The organism is Okibacterium fritillariae, assembly GCF_052783725.1.
Genome location: NZ_CP199917.1, coordinates 1,652,472 through 1,670,149 on the forward strand (window position 1 = coordinate 1,652,472; position 17,678 = coordinate 1,670,149).

Annotated in this window: 18 protein-coding genes; all 18 read left to right on the top strand. The window is 68.2% G+C overall.

The genetic code is table 11. From position 1 onward, the window contains the following. The first annotated feature begins 62 nt into the window (after positions 1-62). Positions 63-923, top strand: a complete 861-nt coding sequence (locus tag ACUWEX_RS07710) for a shikimate dehydrogenase (RefSeq protein ID WP_445995860.1) — start codon at positions 63-65, stop codon at positions 921-923. 64 nt (positions 924-987) lie between these two features. After that, positions 988-2,364: a chorismate synthase gene (gene aroC, locus ACUWEX_RS07715; RefSeq protein WP_445995861.1), complete on the top strand. Its 1,377-nt coding sequence runs from the start codon at positions 988-990 to the stop codon at positions 2,362-2,364. 5 nt (positions 2,365-2,369) lie between these two features. Continuing rightward, positions 2,370-2,879: a shikimate kinase gene (locus tag ACUWEX_RS07720; protein ID WP_327196299.1), complete on the top strand. Its 510-nt coding sequence runs from the start codon at positions 2,370-2,372 to the stop codon at positions 2,877-2,879. Further along, entirely contained in the window at positions 2,876-4,018 is a 1,143-nt protein-coding gene (gene aroB / locus ACUWEX_RS07725; protein ID WP_079727559.1) for a 3-dehydroquinate synthase, read from the top strand. Before ACUWEX_RS07720 ends, aroB begins: the two co-directional genes overlap by 4 nt. Positions 4,019-4,038: 20 nt before the next feature. Beyond that, positions 4,039-4,503, top strand: a complete 465-nt coding sequence (locus ACUWEX_RS07730) for a type II 3-dehydroquinate dehydratase (RefSeq protein WP_079727560.1) — start codon at positions 4,039-4,041, stop codon at positions 4,501-4,503. 99 nt (positions 4,504-4,602) lie between these two features. After that, a complete protein-coding gene (gene efp / locus ACUWEX_RS07735; RefSeq protein ID WP_077053231.1) occupies positions 4,603-5,166 on the top strand; it encodes an elongation factor P in 564 nt (187 codons plus the stop codon). Continuing rightward, positions 5,166-5,585 (top strand): transcription antitermination factor NusB, encoded by a 420-nt coding sequence (nusB, locus tag ACUWEX_RS07740; protein ID WP_079727561.1) that lies wholly within the window; start codon positions 5,166-5,168, stop codon positions 5,583-5,585. The genes efp and nusB overlap by 1 nt, the downstream gene beginning before the upstream one ends. A 6-nt stretch (positions 5,586-5,591) precedes the next feature. Then, positions 5,592-5,975, top strand: a complete 384-nt coding sequence (locus ACUWEX_RS07745) for a VOC family protein (protein WP_445995862.1) — start codon at positions 5,592-5,594, stop codon at positions 5,973-5,975. 69 nt (positions 5,976-6,044) lie between these two features. Next, positions 6,045-6,584, top strand: a complete 540-nt coding sequence (gene pyrR, locus ACUWEX_RS07750; RefSeq protein WP_077053228.1) for a bifunctional pyr operon transcriptional regulator/uracil phosphoribosyltransferase PyrR — start codon at positions 6,045-6,047, stop codon at positions 6,582-6,584. After that, complete coding sequence (locus tag ACUWEX_RS07755; RefSeq protein WP_079727563.1) at positions 6,581-7,537, top strand: aspartate carbamoyltransferase catalytic subunit; 957 nt, start codon at positions 6,581-6,583, stop codon at positions 7,535-7,537. Before pyrR ends, ACUWEX_RS07755 begins: the two co-directional genes overlap by 4 nt. Before the next feature lie 5 nt (positions 7,538-7,542). After that, positions 7,543-8,913, top strand: coding sequence for a dihydroorotase (locus tag ACUWEX_RS07760; protein WP_445995863.1), 1,371 nt, complete (start codon positions 7,543-7,545; stop codon positions 8,911-8,913). After that, on the top strand, positions 8,906-9,439 hold the full coding sequence (locus ACUWEX_RS07765; protein ID WP_445995864.1) for a PH-like domain-containing protein: 534 nt from the start codon (positions 8,906-8,908) through the stop codon (positions 9,437-9,439). Before ACUWEX_RS07760 ends, ACUWEX_RS07765 begins: the two co-directional genes overlap by 8 nt. Before the next feature lies 1 nt (position 9,440). Beyond that, a complete protein-coding gene (gene carA, locus ACUWEX_RS07770; protein ID WP_200811496.1) occupies positions 9,441-10,637 on the top strand; it encodes a glutamine-hydrolyzing carbamoyl-phosphate synthase small subunit in 1,197 nt (398 codons plus the stop codon). Beyond that, positions 10,637-13,981 (top strand): carbamoyl-phosphate synthase large subunit, encoded by a 3,345-nt coding sequence (gene carB / locus ACUWEX_RS07775; RefSeq protein WP_445995865.1) that lies wholly within the window; start codon positions 10,637-10,639, stop codon positions 13,979-13,981. Before carA ends, carB begins: the two co-directional genes overlap by 1 nt. Beyond that, a complete protein-coding gene (gene pyrF / locus ACUWEX_RS07780) occupies positions 13,978-14,931 on the top strand; it encodes an orotidine-5'-phosphate decarboxylase (RefSeq protein WP_445995866.1) in 954 nt (317 codons plus the stop codon). Before carB ends, pyrF begins: the two co-directional genes overlap by 4 nt. Continuing rightward, positions 14,924-15,850 (top strand): guanylate kinase, encoded by a 927-nt coding sequence (gene gmk, locus ACUWEX_RS07785; RefSeq protein WP_077053222.1) that lies wholly within the window; start codon positions 14,924-14,926, stop codon positions 15,848-15,850. Before pyrF ends, gmk begins: the two co-directional genes overlap by 8 nt. Before the next feature lie 83 nt (positions 15,851-15,933). Next, positions 15,934-16,197, top strand: coding sequence for a DNA-directed RNA polymerase subunit omega (gene rpoZ / locus ACUWEX_RS07790; RefSeq protein WP_077053221.1), 264 nt, complete (start codon positions 15,934-15,936; stop codon positions 16,195-16,197). Positions 16,198-16,481: 284 nt separating this feature from the next. Beyond that, positions 16,482-17,675 (top strand): methionine adenosyltransferase, encoded by a 1,194-nt coding sequence (gene metK / locus ACUWEX_RS07795; protein ID WP_445995867.1) that lies wholly within the window; start codon positions 16,482-16,484, stop codon positions 17,673-17,675. Positions 17,676-17,678: the final 3 nt, after the last annotated feature.

The following is a 17,678-nucleotide window of genomic DNA, read 5'->3' on the forward strand; positions in this document are numbered from 1 at the left end:
ACGTCCCTTCGTCCGAAGCCGAAGCAGACGTCGCCCCTTCGGCCCGAACGCATCGGGGCGGCGTGCCAGTCTCACGACGCCTCGCCGTGTTCGGCTCGCCGATCGAGCACTCGAAATCGCCCGATCTGCACGCCGCGGCCTACCGTGCGCTGGGCCTCGACTGGGTCTACGACCGGCGACAGGTCGAGGTCGAGCAGCTCGCCGACATCGTCTCGGCGCTCGGGCCCGAGTGGCGCGGGTTGTCGCTCACGATGCCACTCAAACAACAGGCCTTCGCGCTCTCGGAGACACTCGACCGCACGGCGCAGGTGACGGGCGCCGTCAATACGCTGCGCCTCGATGACGCGAGCGGACGCCGCATCCAGGGCTTCAACACCGACGTCGCCGGCATCGCCGGCGCCCTGAGAGACACGGGCACGTCAAGCGTCAGCCACGGACTGATCCTCGGCGCCGGGGCCACCGCGGCCTCTGCCCTCGCGGCACTGACCCAACTCGGGGCACGCGACATCACGGTGGCGGCACGATCGGCAGCGCGCGCCGAACCACTCCGCGACGTAGCCGACAACCTCGGCGTCGCCCTCCACGTGCGCGAATTATCCTCGGGTTGGGCGGGCCTCGGCGACGTGGATGTCGTCATCTCGACGCTTCCGGGAACGGCCTCGCTCGAGCATCCGCTGCCCGACGAGCTCGTCGCCCGCTCGACCCTGCTCGATGTCGCCTACGACCCCTGGCCGAGTGCCCTCGGCCAACGGTGGGCAGCGCAGGGCAGCCGCGCCGCCAGCGGGCTCGACATGCTCGTGCACCAGGCGCTCATCCAGGTGCGCATCTTCGTGCTCGGCGACCCCCTCGCGGTGCTGCCCGACGAACCCGCCATTCTCGAATCGATGTTCGCCGCCGTCGGCATCGTCCGGCCCGCCGCTTAAGGAGCGCCCGCAGCCGACCCGTCATCTGCGAAGGCGCGCCCAGCGGATATGGAAGGATGGAAAAATGCTTCGTTGGCTCACCGCAGGCGAGTCCCACGGCCCAGAACTCGTTGCCATCATCGAGGGTCTGCCTGCCGGGATTCCCGTATCACTCGACTCCATCCGCGCCGATCTCGCCCGCCGCAAACTCGGCTACGGGCGCGGCTCGCGCATGAAGTTCGAAGAAGACCAGCTCACCATTTCGGGCGGTGTGCGCCACGGCGAGAGCCTCGGCAGCCCCATCGCCCTGCGCATCGGCAACACCGAATGGCCCAAATGGGTCGAGGTCATGAGCCCCGAAAAAGTCGAGGCAACCGAGACATCTCGCGGCCGCAACGCCCCGCTCACGCGACCTCGCCCCGGCCACGCCGACCTTGTCGGCATGCAGAAATACGGCTTCGATGAGGCCCGGCCCATCCTCGAGCGCGCCAGCGCCCGTGAAACCGCCGCGCGCGTCGCCCTCGGCGCCGTGGCCCGCTCCTTCCTGGGCGAACTCGGCATCGAGCTCGTCAGCCACACCCTCTCCATCGGTCCCGTACGCGTGCCCGAAGGCGCCGCGTTGCCGAAGCCGGGCGACGTCGACGCGCTCGACGCCGACCCGCTGCGCTGCTTCGACGCGGCCACGAGCGCGCGCATGGTGGCCGAGGTCGACGACGCCAAACACACGGGCGACACCCTCGGCGGCGTCGTCGAGGTGCTCGCCTACAATCTTCCCCCCGGCCTCGGCTCGCACGTGCACTGGGACCGCCGCCTCGACGGCCAGCTCGCGCAAGCCCTCATGGGCATCCAGGCCATCAAGGGCGTCGAGATCGGCGACGGTTTCCTCACCACCACGCGTCGCGGCAGCGAGGCCCACGACGAGCTGTTCCAGATCGGCGACGAGATCCTGCGCTCGAGCGACAAAGCGGGCGGCACCGAGGGCGGCATGTCCACGGGCACCGTTCTGCGGGTGCGCGCCGGCATGAAGCCCATCGCCACGGTTCCGCATTCGCTGCGCACGGTGGATGTCGCAACCGGCGAGGCAGCGGGCGCCCACCACCAGCGCTCCGATGTGTGCGCCGTGCCCGCCGCGGGTGTCGTGGCCGAGGCCATGGTCGCGCTCGTGCTCGCCAACTCCGTGCTCGAGAAATTCGGCGGCGACTCGATCGAAGAGACCCGACGCAACCTGAAAGCCTACCTCGCCGCTATCCCGACCGAGCTGCGCACCGGACAGGACGCGACGGATGCGCCGCCGAGCGACTGGGGCTCGACGCCGAGCACCGACAATGACTACGGCAACGCCATCAGCACCGACATCGGCGCGGACAACGACAGCGGAACCCACGCAGGCGACGGCACCCACGCGAGCGGCGACGCAGGCAGCGGGACTGGCTCCGCCACCGGCACCGGCACCGGAGCGTAGGGATCGTGGCCCAGCATCCGCCGCTCCCGGTCGTGCTCATCGGGCCGATGGGCAGCGGGAAGACGAAGGTCGGACGGCGGGTCGCCCGCACCCTGGGCGTGCCATTCGTCGACACCGACAAACGCGTCGTCGCCCAACACGGACCGATCACGGAGATCTTTCGCGACCACGGCGAGGAGCATTTTCGCCGTCTCGAGCGTGAAGCCGTGCGTCAAGCCCTCTCCGAACCCGCCGTCGTCTCACTTGGCGGGGGAGCGATCCTCGACGAGGACACCCAGAACGACCTGCGTCAGCATCCCGTTGTCCTGTTGACCGTCACGGCTGAGGCCGTCGCGGCGCGCATCACGACCGACGCGAGACCCCTGCTGGCCGACGGCATCGAGAACTGGCAGCGCATCTACGACGAGCGTGCCCACATCTACGAGTCGCTCGCGAGCGTCACATTCGACACATCGACCGGACCGATCATGCAGATCGCCGATCGCATCGCCACCTGGGCGAAGGAGAAAGCATGAGCAGCACCGACAACGGCAGCGCCGACAGCATCGACAATGGCGTCGCCACCGGCACTACTGGCACCACTGGCACGACCGTGATCGAGGTGCCCGGAACGTCGCCCTATCCCATCCGCATCGGCCGCGGCATCCTGGGCGACCTGCCCACCGACCTCGGCGACGCCGTGCGCAAGGTGCTCATCGTGCACACGCCCACCGTCGGCGCGAAGGCCGAGAAGCTGCGCGCCGAGCTCAGCGAACACTACGAGGTGCTGCTCGCCGAGGTGCCCGACGCCGAGGGCGCCAAGCGCGTCGAGGTGGCCGCCTTCTGCTGGCAGATCCTCGGCCAGGCCGACTTCGCGCGCACCGACGCCGTCATCGGCTTCGGGGGAGGCGCGGTCACCGACCTCGCGGGCTTCGTCGCGGCCACCTGGCTGCGCGGCGTGCGCCTCATCCAGATCCCCACCACCGTGCTCGGCATGGTCGATGCCTCCATCGGCGGCAAGACCGGCATCAACACGAACGAGGGCAAGAACCTCGTCGGCTCGTTCTACGCCCCCGCCGCCGTGCTCGCCGACCTCGACCTGCTCGACAGCCTGCCGAAGAACGAGATCCTCGCCGGGTTCGCCGAGGTCGTCAAAGCCGGTTTCATCGCCGAGACCGAGATCCTCGACATCGTCGAAGCGGATGTCGACCGCGCGACCGATCCCTCCACCCCGGAGTTCCGTCGCGTCATCGAGCTGGCCATCGGCCTCAAGGCGCGCGTCGTCGGCGAGGACTTCCGCGAGGCCGGTCTTCGAGAGATCCTCAACTACGGCCACACGCTCGGCCACGCCGTCGAACACGCCGAGCGCTACCAGTGGCGACACGGAGCGGCCGTCGGCGTCGGCATGATGTTCGCGGCAGAACTCTCGCGCCTCGCCGGCCGCCTCTCCGACGAGGCCGTCGACCGCCACCGCCGCATCCTCGACTCGCTGTCCCTCCCGCACGAATACCCCGCCGGCCGCTGGCCCACCCTCCTCGCCACCATGAAGAAGGACAAGAAGGTGCGCTCGGGCATGCTGCGCTTCATCGTGCTCGACGAGATCGGCAAGCCGACGGTGCTGACGAGCCCCGACACCTCGCTGCTCTTCGCCGCCTACCAGGAGATCGCGTCGTGAGCGGCGCTACGCTGACAGCCATGGCCCACCGCATCCTTGTTCTCAACGGCCCCAACCTCGGGCGCCTGGGTTCGCGCGAACCCGACGTCTACGGCTCGGCCGATCTCGAGTCGCTGCGCTCGGCACTCGCCGAAGACGCCGAACGAGCGGCCCGCGGCTCCGGCGATTCGGCTCCCGTGAGCATCGACCTGCGCCAGACCGACGACGAGGCCGAGCTCATCCACTGGCTGCACGAGGCCGTCGACACCCGCACCCCCGTCATCCTCAACCCCGCGGCCTTCACGCATTACAGCTACGGGCTCCGGGATGCTGCAGCCCAACTGCACACCGCCGACATCCCGCTCGTCGAAGTGCACATCTCGAACCCCCACGCGCGCGAACGTTTCCGCCACACGAGCGTCATCTCCGGTGTGGCCACGGGCGTCATCGCGGGCTTCGGCTTCGACTCCTATCGCCTCGCGCTGCACTACCTCCTCACGCGCTAGACGGCGCTCCATTGGCCGCGAAACCCGTCTGCCGCTAAACTCGAACGTCGGGCATCGCGGATGCCTCCTCCACACCTCACGAACGGACACCAAAACCCCATGGCATCTACCGCTGACATCAAGAACGGCGTGGTCCTGAACATCGACGGCCAGCTGTGGAACGTCATCGAGTTCCAGCACGTGAAGCCGGGCAAGGGCGGCGCCTTCGTGCGCACCAAGATGAAGAACGTCATGACCGGCAAGGTCGTCGACAAGACCTACAATGCGGGCACCAAGATCGACATCGAGAACGTCGACCGCCGCGAATACAGCTACCTCTACAACGACGGCGACAACTACGTCTTCATGGACGCGACCGACTACGACCAGATCAACGTTCCCGCAGCGGTCGTCGGCGATGCCGCCAACTTCCTGCTCGAGAACCAGACGGTCACCATCGCGCTGAACAACGGCAACCCGCTCTACGTCGACCTGCCCGCATCCGTCGTGCTCGAGATCACCTACACCGAGCCCGGCCTGCAGGGCGACCGCTCCACGGGCGGCACCAAGCCTGCCACCGTCGAGACCGGCTACCAGATCCAGGTTCCGCTCTTCGTCGAGCAGAACACCAAGGTCAAGGTCGACACCCGCACCGGTGACTACCTGGGTCGCGTCAGCGACTAGTGAGCGCCCGCACCAAGGCCCGCAAACGGGCCATCGATATCCTCTATGTCGCCGACCTGCGCGAGATGGACTTCGCCGACGCCCTGCAGGAAGAGGCCAAGCGCGCGGCCAGCGAGCCGCAGCGCGAAGCATCCTGGCTCTACGCCCGCGACATCGTCGACGGTGTGATCGACAACCGCGACGAGATCGACGAGCAGATCGAGAGCTACGCGCAGGGCTGGACCCTGCAGCGCATGCCCACGCTCGACCGCGCCATCCTGCGCATGGGTGTCTGGGAGATCCTCTTCAACGACGAGGTCCCCACCGCCGTCGCCATCGATGAGGCCGTCGAGGCGGCCAAGACGCTGTCGACCGACGACTCGGCCGGTTTCATCAACGGCCTCCTGGCCAAGATCGCCCAGTCGAACGCCGCGCTCTAACCGTCGATGAAGCTCAAGCGCGTCCACCACATCGCGATCATCGCGAGCGACTACGAGGCGTCCAAGGCCTGGTATCAGCGCGTGCTCGGCTGCGAGCTCCTCACCGAGGTGTATCGCGCCGAGCGCGACAGCTGGATGGGCGATCTCGCCCTCAACGGCGAATATCTCATCGAGCTGTTCTCGTTCCCGAACGCTCCCGTGCGCCCGAGCCCCGAAGCCCAGGGTCTGCGGCACCTCGCGTTTGCTGTTGACGACGTCGCGGCCTGCCGCGCCGAACTCGTCGAGCAACAGGTGCGCGTCGAAGAGGTCCGCATTGACCCGCACACCGGCCGCAAGATGCTCTTCTTCTTCGACCCGGATGGCCTGCCGCTCGAGTTGTACGACGCCTGATCCTGCTAAGCTGAGCCTCACTATCGACAACCTTTAACACCGTCCAGAGAGGCGGAGAAGGGAGTCTGAATGAGCGCGCGAACCGTGCTTCACCAGGCTGACATCGCCCGGGCGTTGACTCGCATCTCCCACGAGATCCTCGAGTCCAACCGCGGCGCAGACGATCTCGTCATCCTCGGCATCCCCACCCGCGGCGTGCTCCTCGCCGAGCGCGTGGCCGGGCTCGTGAGCCAGATCTCGGGTCAGGACATCCCGTTCGGCGCCCTCGACGTCACGCTCTACCGCGACGACCTCGGGCGGCATCCCACCCGCAACCCGCAACCCAGCCGCATCCCTGCCGGGGGAGTGGACGGTAAGACCGTCGTCCTCGTCGACGACGTGCTGTTCTCGGGCCGCACCATCCGCGCCGCACTCGACGCGCTCGGCGACTACGGGCGGCCCCGCGTCGTGCGTCTTGCCGCACTGATCGACCGCGGCCACCGCGAGCTGCCCATCCGACCCGACTTCGTGGGCAAGAACCTGCCGAGCGCGCTCGACGAGCGCATCAACGTGCGGCTCACCGAGCTCGACGGCGACGAATACGTCTCGATCGAGGGGGCCGACGCATGAGGCACCTGCTCTCGACCCGCGATCTCGATCGCGCCGCTGCCATCCGCCTGCTCGACATCGCCGAAGACATGGCCGACACGCAGCTGCGCGAGGTCAAGAAACTGCCCACGCTGCGCGGCAAGACCGTCGTCAACCTCTTCTTCGAGGACTCGACCCGCACGCGCATCTCGTTCGAGGCAGCCGCCAAGCGCCTCTCGGCCGACGTGATCAACTTCAGCGCCAAGGGTTCGAGCGTGTCGAAGGGCGAGAGCCTGAAAGACACCGCCCAGACGCTGCAGGCCATCGGTGCCGACGCCGTCGTGATCCGCCACGGCGCCTCGGGCGCACCCCGCACGCTCGCCAACAGCGGATGGATCGACGCGGGCGTTCTGAACGCGGGCGACGGCACGCACGAGCACCCCACGCAGGCCCTGCTCGACGCCTTCACGATTCGCCGCCGCCTGCGCCCGGGGGCCTCGCGCGGCGCCGGGCTCGACGGCGTGAAGGTCACGATCGTGGGCGACATCCTGCACTCGCGCGTGGCCCGCTCGAACGTGTGGCTGCTCGACACCCTCGGCGCCGAGGTCACGCTCGTGGCCCCGCCGACGCTGCTCCCCGTCGATCTCGCCGCCTGGCCCGCGCGCATCCTCTACGACCTCGACGTGGCGATCGACGAGGGCCGGCCGGATGTCGTCATGATGCTGCGCATCCAGACCGAGCGCATGCGCGACGCCTTCTTCCCCAACCCGCGCGAGTACTCCCGCCGCTGGGGCCTCGACGATGAGCGTCTCGCGCGTCTCGGGCCGGATAGCATTGTGATGCACCCCGGCCCGATGAACCGAGGCCTCGAGATCTCGTCTCGCGCCGCCGATTCGGCGATGTCCACGGTGCGCGAACAGGTCTCGAACGGCGTCTCCGTGCGAATGGCGGCGCTCTACCTACTGCTCTCGGGCAACACGGAGGAAGGATCATGAGCCGGATGACCGAAGTCTCCCTGATCGAAGGCGCCACCCTCGCGGATGGTTCGCGCTCCGACATCCTGATCGAAGGCGGCGTTATTCGTGAGCTGGGTTCGGGTCTCGACGCCCCGGCCGGAGCGACGCGCATCGACGCCGACGGGCTGCTGGCCCTGCCCGGCCTCGTCGACCTGCACACCCACCTGCGCGAGCCCGGCTACGAGCAGTCCGAGACCGTTCTGACGGGCACGCGCGCTGCCGCGGCCGGCGGTTTCACGACCGTCTTCGCCATGGCCAACACCTCGCCCGTGGCCGACACGGCCGGTGTCGTCGAACAAGAACTGAGCCTCGGCCTCGATTCGGGGTTCGCGCGCGTGCAGCCCATCGGCGCCGTCACGGTCGGGTTGAAGGGCGAGCGCCTGGCCGAGCTGGGCGCCATGGCGTCCTCTCGAGCCTCGGTGCGCGTCTTCTCCGACGACGGGTTCTGCGTCTCCGACCCGCTGCTCATGCGACGCGCCCTCGAATACGTCAAGGCGTTCGACGGCGTCATCGCCCAGCACGCCCAAGAGCCGCGCCTCACCGAGGGCGCCCAGATGAACGAGGGTTCGCTGTCGGGTGAGCTCGGCCTCGCCGGCTGGCCCGCCGTCGCCGAAGAATCGATCATCGCTCGCGACGTGCTGCTGGCCGAACACGTGGGCTCGCGCCTGCACGTCTGCCATGTGTCGACGGCCGGTTCGGTCGATGTCATCCGCTGGGCGAAGGCTCGCGGCATCCCGGTCACGGCCGAGGTCACGCCGCACCACCTGCTGCTCACCGAAGACCTCGTGCGCGACTACGACTCGCGGTTCAAGGTGAACCCGCCCCTGCGCCGACGCGAAGACGTCGAGGCGCTGCGCCACGCTCTGGCCGACGGCACCATCGACATCGTCGCCACCGACCACGCGCCGCACCCCGTCGAGGCGAAGGACTGCGAGTGGGATGCCGCGGCCAACGGCATGGTGGGCCTCGAGTCCGCGCTCTCCGTCGTGCACGAGGCCATGGTCGAGACGGGCCTCATCGGCTGGGCGGATGTCGCGCGCATCCTGTCGCAAACGCCCGCGCACATCGGCCGCATCGAAGGCTACGAGCGCGGCATCGCCGTGGGAGCCCCGGCCAACGTCGTGCTCTATGACACATCGGCCCGCCGCTCATTCGGCACCGAGGACCTCGCTGGCAAGTCGAGCAACACGCCTTACGCGGGCATCGAGCTGCCGGGCCGCGTGCTGCACACCTTCCACGACGGCTATGCAACGGTCGCCGACGGGCGCGTGCTCGACTCGGCCGTGGTCGCCGAGAAGGCGCGCGTGTTCCGGGCCGCAACGTCCGACGCAGCTGGGGGAGCCGTCCGTGGATAGCCGCCTCATTCCCGGCTTCTTCGTCGTCGCCTTCCTGGCGCTCATTCTGGGCGCCATGGTGTGGGCGTGGCGCGGGCGACGACGCAGGGATGCCGCGATACCGGCCCTGCCCACCGCACCCGAGTCGCTGCATCCCATCCTCACCGCCGACGTCTTCTACGTCGCCACGTCCCGCGCCGGCCAACCCCTCGAGCGGCTGGCGTTGCCCGGCCTCGGGTTCCGTGCCCGAGCCGAGCTCATCGTCGCGACCGAGGGTCTGCTGCTGCAGATCCCGGGGGAGCACCCCGTGTTCATCCCCGCCGACCGGCTCGCCGACGCATCGACGGCCACCTGGACGATCGACCGCGTGGTCGAATCCGACGGGTTGATCCGCGTGCGCTGGTCCACCGGCATCCCCACCCCCGACTTCGCCGAGAGCTATCTCCGGCTGATCGAATCCCCCCGACAAACCGAAGTGCTCGAAGCCATCCGACGCCTCGGTACCGCTGGAACGGCCCCCGCCGGTCCCAGCACGAAGGAGAACTGACATGACCTCATCCCCTTTCCGCAGTAAGGCGAAGGCGGTGCTCGTCCTCGAAGACGGCACGCGCTTCACCGGCCAGGCCTTCGGTGCCACCGGCCAGACCCTCGGCGAGATCGTCTTCCAGACCGGTATGACCGGCTATCAGGAGACGCTGACCGACCCGTCCTACGCCGGGCAGATCGTGCTCATGACCGCGCCGCACATCGGCAACACGGGTGTCAACGCCGAAGACGAAGAGTCGGCGCGCATCTGGGTCGCCGGTTACGTGGTGCGCGACCCCTCCCGCATCGTGTCCAACCACCGCTCCGAGGGCACGCTCGACGCGCAGCTCGAGAAGGACGGCGTGGTGGGCATCGCGGGTGTCGACACGCGCGCCATCACGCGCCACATCCGCTCGGCCGGAGCCATGAAGGCCGGCGTCTTCTCGGGCGCCGACGCCGACCTCTCGGACGGCACGCAGCTCGACCTGGTGCGTGAGGGACGCGATATGCGCGGCCTCAACCTGTCGGCCGAGGTGTCGACACAGCACCCCTACGAGATCGCCGCGACCGGCGAACGCGTGGGCCGGGTCGCCGTGCTCGACCTCGGCGTGAAGAAGAGCACCCTCACCTACCTCTCGGAGCGCGGCTTCGACGTGGTCGTGCTGCCGCAGAACGTGAGCGCCGATCACGTGCGCTCGCTCAAGCCCGACGCGCTCTTCTACTCCAACGGCCCGGGCGACCCGGCCGCGAGCGACCACCACGTCGAATTGCTCCGCGACGTGCTGCGCGACGGCACGCCCTACTTCGGCATCTGCTTCGGCAACCAGCTGCTCGGCCGCGCGCTGGGCTTCGGCACCTACAAGCTGCCCTTCGGCCACCGCGGCATCAACCAGCCCGTGCTCGACAAGTCGACCGGCCGTGTCGAGATCACCTCGCAAAACCACGGCTTCGCGGTCGACGCGCCCATCGAGGGCGTGCACGAGTCGTCGCAGGGCTTCGGCCGCGTCGAGGTCAGCCACTACGGCCTCAACGACAACGTGGTCGAGGGCCTGCAGTGCCTCGACATCCCCGCCTTCTCGGTGCAGTACCACCCCGAAGCTGCCGCAGGACCGCACGATGCGAACTACCTCTTCGACCGCTTCCGCGACATGGTCATCCGCCTGAAGGCCGACGCCAGCACAGCCGCGAGCACCGACGCCACCACAGGAGACAACAACTAATGCCCAAGCGCGACGACATCAAGAGCGTTCTCGTCATCGGCTCCGGCCCGATCGTGATCGGCCAGGCCGCAGAATTCGACTACTCGGGCACGCAGGCCTGCCGCGTGTTGCGCGAAGAGGGCGTGCGCGTCATCCTCGTCAACTCGAACCCGGCCACCATCATGACCGACCCCGACTTCGCCGACGCGACCTACATCGAGCCCATCACGCCCGAGGTCATCGAGACCATCATCCAGAAAGAACGACCGGATGCGGTGCTGCCGACACTCGGTGGTCAGACGGCCCTCAACGCGGCCATCGCCCTGCACGACGCGGGCACGCTCGCCAAGTACGACGTCGAGCTCATCGGCGCCAAGGTCGAAGCCATCCAGAAGGGCGAGGACCGCCAGCTCTTCAAAGACCTCGTGATCGAAGCCGGTGCGGATGTCGCGCGCAGCCACATCGCCCGCACCGTCGAGGAGGCCAAAGAGTTCGCGAAGGACCTGGGCTACCCCCTCGTCGTGCGCCCCTCCTTCACCATGGGCGGTCTCGGCTCGGGCTTCGCCTACACCGAAGCCGAGCTCGTGCGCATCGTGGGCGACGGCATCCACTCCAGCCCCACCAGCGAGGTGCTGCTCGAGGAGTCGATCCTCGGCTGGAAGGAATACGAGCTCGAGCTCATGCGCGACACGGCCGACAACACGGTCGTCGTCTGCTCCATCGAAAACGTCGATCCCGTCGGCGTGCACACGGGCGACTCGATCACGGTCGCCCCGGCCCTCACGCTGACCGACCGCGAATACCAGCGCCTGCGCGACATCGGCATCGACATCATCCGCGCCGTCGGCGTCGACACGGGTGGTTGCAACATCCAGTTCGCCATCGACCCCGCCAACGGTCGCATCATCGTCATCGAGATGAACCCGCGCGTCTCGCGCTCGAGCGCCCTCGCCTCCAAGGCCACGGGCTTCCCGATCGCCAAGATCGCCGCAAAGCTCGCCATCGGCTACCGCCTCGATGAGATCCCCAACGACATCACCAAGGTCACGCCCGCGAGTTTCGAGCCCACGCTCGACTACGTGGTCGTCAAGGTTCCGCGCTTCGCGTTCGAGAAGTTCCCGGCCGCCGACCCCACGCTGACGACCACCATGAAGTCCGTCGGCGAGGCCATGGCCATCGGCCGCAACTACGCCACGGCCCTGCAGAAGGCGTTGCGCTCGCTCGAGAAGCGCGGCTCCAGCTTCCACTGGGGCGAGGAGACCCGCTCGGTGGATGAGCTGCTCGAGGTCAGCAAGGTTCCCACCGACGGCCGCATCGTCGTCGTGCAGCAGGCCCTGCGTGCCGGCGCGACGGCCGAGCAGGTCTTCGAGGCCACCAAGATCGACCCCTGGTTCATCGACCAGATCGTGCTCATCAACGAGGTCGCCGACTTCGTGCGCACGGCTGACGTGCTCGACTCGGAGGTGCTCACGGTCGCCAAGAACCACGGCTTCTCCGACGCCCAGATCGGGCAGCTGCGCGGCTTCGGCGAGACCGAGGTGCGCGAGGTGCGCCACATCCTCGGCGTGCGCCCCGTGTTCAAGACCGTCGACACCTGCGCCGGCGAGTTCCCGGCCCTCACGCCCTACCACTACTCGAGCTACGACCAGGAGACCGAGGTCATCGCGAGCGACCGCCGCAAGGTCGTCATCCTGGGTTCCGGCCCGAACCGCATCGGTCAGGGCATCGAGTTCGACTACTCGTGCGTGCACGCCTCGTTCGCCCTGCGCGACGCGGGCTACGAGACCATCATGATCAACTGCAACCCCGAGACGGTCTCCACCGACTACGACACGAGCGACCGGCTCTACTTCGAGCCCCTCACGCTCGAAGACGTGCTCGAGATCGTGCACGCCGAAAGCCAGTCCGGCGAACTCGTCGGCGTCGTCGTGCAGCTCGGCGGGCAGACCGCACTCGGGCTCGCGGCCGGGCTGAAGGCCGCCGGCATCCCGATTCTCGGCACCACGCCCGAAGCCATCGACCTGGCCGAAGAGCGCGGCGCCTTCTCCGCCATCCTCGACGCCGCGGGCATCCTGTCGCCCCGCAACGGCACCGCCACCGAGGTCACCGGCGCCGTCACCGTGGCCGAAGAGATCGGCTACCCCGTGCTCGTGCGCCCGAGCTTCGTGCTCGGCGGCCGCGGCATGGAGATCGTCTACGACACGGCCTCGCTCGTCGACTACTTCGACCGCATGGCTGACCAGGGCATCATCGGCCCGCAGCACCCGCTGCTCGTCGACCGGTTCCTCGACGACGCCATCGAGATCGACGTCGACGCGCTGTACGACGGCGAAGAGCTCTACATCGGCGGCGTCATGGAGCACATCGAAGAGGCCGGCATCCACTCGGGTGACTCCTCGTGCACCCTGCCGCCCGTCACGCTCGGCCGTTCGCAGATCGACCAGGTGCGTGAGGCGACGCGCGCCATCGCCGAGGGTGTCGGCGTGCGCGGCCTGCTGAACGTGCAGTTCGCCATCGGCGCGGGCGTGCTCTACGTGCTCGAGGCCAACCCACGGGCGTCTCGCACGGTGCCGTTCGTGTCCAAGGCGCTCGGCATCCCGCTCGCCAAGGCCGCGTCGCTCATCATGGTCGGCTCGACCGTGCGATCGCTCATCGACTCGGGGCTGCTGCCCCCCGTCGACGGTTCCCGCGTGCCCATGGACTCGCCGGTCGCCGTCAAGGAGGCCGTGCTGCCCTTCAAGCGCTTCCGCACCAAGGCGGGCGACATCGTCGACTCCGTGCTCGGGCCCGAGATGCGTTCGACCGGTGAGGTCATGGGCATCGACCGCGACTTCCCGCGGGCCTTCGCCAAGAGCCAGGCCGCAGCCTACGGCGGGATGCCGCTCGGCGGAACCGTCTTCGTCTCGGTCTCCGACCGCGACAAGCGCTCCATCGTGCTCCCCATCCTGCGCCTCAAGGAGCTGGGCTTCGAGATCCTTGCGACCGAGGGCACGGCAGAGGTGCTCAACCGCAACGGCATCTCGGCGCGCACCGTGCGCAAGTTCTCCGAGGGCAACGAGGCATCCGTGGGCGAGCCGTCCATCGTGGATCTCATCAACCGCAACGAGGTGGATGTCGTGATCAACACGCCGTCCGGTCGCTCGGCTCGTGCCGACGGCTACGAAATCCGCGCGGCCGCCGTGGCCGAAGACAAGCCCCTGTTCACGACGATCGCGGAGCTGACCGCGGCCGTGGCATCGCTCGAGGCCATCCGCACCGGTTTCGACGTCCGCTCGCTGCAGGAATACGCCCAGGACCGGGCCGACCGCGCCTCGCGTGCCGCCGAGCTCGTTTCGGCTTCGGCCGGCAGCGTCTCGCCGGCATGACGGGGGCCGGCGCACCCACCTTCGGAGACCGCCTGAACGACGCCTTCGGGCGCTTCGGGCGGCTCTCGGTGGGTATCGACCCCCACCCCTACCTCCTGTCGGCGTGGGGCCTCTCTGACGACGCCGCGGGTTTGCGCGAGTTCGGCCTGCGGGTCGTCGAGGCCAGCGCGGGGCAGGCGGGCATCGTCAAGCCGCAGGTGGCGTTCTTCGAGCGCCACGGTTCGCGTGGGTATGCGGCGCTCGAAGAGGTCATCGCCGCGGCACGCGCGGCCGGCCTCCTCGTGATCGCCGACGCCAAGCGCGGCGACGTCGGCACGAGCGTCGAGGCCTACGGTGAGACCTGGCTGCGCCCCGGCTCGCCCCTCGAAGCGGATGCCGTCACCCTCGTCGCCTACCAGGGCGTCGGGTCGCTCGAGGCTCCCATCCGGTTGGCGCGCCAGCACGGCAAGGGCGTGTTCGTGCTCGCGGCGACGAGCAACCCCGAGGGTCGCGACATCCAGCGCGCTTTCATCGACGCTCGGGTCGACTCGCACATCGGCTCGAACAGTGGCTCGTCAAATGGCTCGGCCGCCGATGGTGCGACAGGCACGACGAATGCCGCCGCGGATGATGTGGCACCCCGTCGCGTCGCCCGCGCCATCGTCGACGACATCGTCGCCTCGAACGCTGCGGCGGGGGAGACCGAGCTCGGCTCGGTCGGTGTGGTTATTGGTGCAACTCTGCGGCTCGCCGAGTTCCAACTCGACTTCCGCCCCTCTCCCGTGTTACCTGTATTAGCGCCCGGTTTCGGGCATCAAGGCGCGGCCGTATCTCAGTCGGCCGACATCTTCGGGCCCATGAGCCCCGGTGTCATCGTCGCCCAGTCGCGGAGTGTGCTCGACGCCGGCCCCGCCGGTATCGCCGCCGCGATCAAGAACCAAGCAAAGGATGTGAGAAGCAACATTGCCTGAAACTTCCCCCCGGCGCCCGCCCGAGGTCGACCGCGTTGCGGCGTCTCGAGCTGCTGTCGCCGCCCGACGCGCCCGTGCCACGGTCAAGGCACGTATCGCCGACGGACAGGTTTCGGCCCTCCAGATTCTGGACCGGGCCATCGCAGATCCGGAGGGCGTGGAGGGACGCCTTCGGGTCACGGACTTCTTGCTCAGCGTGCCGGCCATCGGTGCCACGAAGCTCGCGAAGATCCTCGAAGACCTCGGCATCTCGCCCGCCAAGCGCGTGGGCGGCCTCGGCCAGAAGCAGCGGGTGCGGCTGCGCAACTTCCTCATCGAACGTGAGGCGACCAACCGTTCGCGCAAGCGCAGCCGCTTGATCGTGCTGGCTGGCCCAACGGCCGTCGGCAAGGGCACGGTCGCGAACTACATCCGCGAGCACCACCCCGAGGTGCAGCTGTCGGTGTCGGCCACGACGCGCCAGCCGCGACCCGGAGAGGTCGAGGGCGTCAACTACTACTTCGTCGACGACACCGAGTTCGACCGCATGATCGTCGAGGGCGAGCTGCTCGAATACGCGACCGTGCACAACGCCTACCGCTACGGCACGCCGCGCGCGCCCATCGAAGCGGCACTCCGTCGCGGCGAGAGCGTCCTTCTCGAGATCGACCTGCAGGGTGCCCGCCAGGTGCGCCAGGCCATGCCCGACGCCACGCTGGTGTTCCTGCTGCCGCCGAGCTGGGATGAACTGGTGCGCCGGCTCGTCGGGCGCGGCACCGAGGGCGAAGAGGAACGCGAGCGTCGCCTGGCCACGGCCAAGATCGAATTGGCGGCGCAAAACGAGTTCGATGTGAAGGTCGTCAACAACACGGTCGCCGAAGCGGCGGAAGAAGTCGTAGACTTGATCAAGACTCGCGGGAATTCCGGGTCATCCCGTTAATCGGGTCGATGCTCATCGCATCGTCAGACCGGAACATCATCCCCAGCAGACTTTCCATCAATACCCACACGAGGAGTGTGACCATGGCTGACAAGCTCACCGGAATCATCGACCCGCCCATCGACGACCTGCTCTCGAAGGTCGACTCGAAGTACGCCCTCGTCATCTTCGCGTCCAAGCGCGCGCGTCAGATCAACGACTACTACTCCGACCTGCACGAAGGCAGCCTGTTCGACAACGTGGGGCCGCTCGTCGACTCCAACGTCGAAGACAAGCCGCTGTCGGTCGCGATGCACGAGATCAACGAGGACAAGCTGGTTCTCAAGCCGATCGTTCCCGCTTCCTAAGCGCGATCCGCTCGGCGGGTTCACTCGCGTGAACTTCCCATCAGGTTTGGCCGTCACCTTCGGGTGGCGGCCTTTTCTGTCGGTCGTGGCGCAGCTCGGGGACTTTTTCGCGTCGCAAACCGTTCTCCCCAGGAGAGATACCGCGAAGTTCTTCACAGTCGCGCAACCACCCGGGGGCTGTCGGATGCCCCGGATATAGTTGTGAAGACCGTGAGGCGGGCATCCACTCACACCGTTCACCCGTCCGTGCTGGTTCGCACGGGCATTCAAGGTAAGGCACCTGCATGACACAACTGCGTCTCTTCTCGTCGGAATCGGTTACCGAGGGGCACCCCGACAAGGTCTGCGACCAGATCTCCGATGCCATCCTCGACGCCTTGCTGACTGAAGACCCGCGGTCGCGTGTCGCCGTCGAGACGCTCGTCACGACGGGCCTCGTCCACGTCGCCGGCGAGGTCACGACCGACGCCTACGTCGAGATCCCCGCCATCGTGCGTGAGCTCGTCACCTCCATCGGTTATGACTCGTCCGAGGCCGGTTTCGACGGCGCTTCCTGCGGCGTCTCCGTGTCGATCGGCCAGCAGTCCGCCGATATCGCCCAGGGTGTCGACGACGCGTTCGAGAGCCGCGAGCAGTCCTCCTCCGATGCGCTCGACCAGCAGGGCGCGGGCGACCAGGGGATCATGTTCGGCTTCGCCACCACCGAGACCCCGCAGTACATGCCCTTGCCGAGCTGGATCGCGCACCGCCTCGCGGAGCGCCTCGCGGCCGTGCGCAAGTCGGGCGAGCTCGCTTACCTCCGGCCCGACGGCAAGACCCAGGTCACCATCGGCTACGAGGGCATCATCCCGCGCACGGTCGAGACCATCGTCCTCTCCACCCAGCACACGGAGGCCGTCTCAACGGCCCAGCTGCGCGCCGAGGTCGAGCGCCACGTCATCCGCCCCGTGCTCGACAAGATCGACCTCGACACCAGCAACGTGCAGTTCCTCATCAACCCCACCGGGCGTTTCGTCGTCGGCGGGCCGAAGGGTGACGCCGGTCTCACGGGCCGCAAGATCATCATCGACACCTACGGCGGCGCGGCACGGCACGGTGGCGGCGCCTTCAGCGGAAAGGACCCGTCGAAGGTCGACCGTTCGGCCGCCTACGCGCTGCGCTGGGTCGCCAAGAACGCGGTCGCCGCCGGCTTCGCCGACAAGCTCGAGGTGCAGGTGGCCTACGCCATCGGCAAGGCTGCCCCCGTCGGCCTCTACGTCGAGTCCTTCGGCACGGCCAAGGTGCCCGAGGCGACGATCGTCGACGCCATCCGTGAGGTCTTCGACCTCCGCCCGGGTGCCATCGTCCGCGAGCTCGACCTGTTGCGCCCCATCTACCAGCAGACGGCCGCCTACGGTCACTTCGGCCGCGAGCTGCCCGACTTCACGTGGGAACGTCTCGACCGCGTCAGCCAGCTGCAGAGCGCTGCCGGACTCTAACGC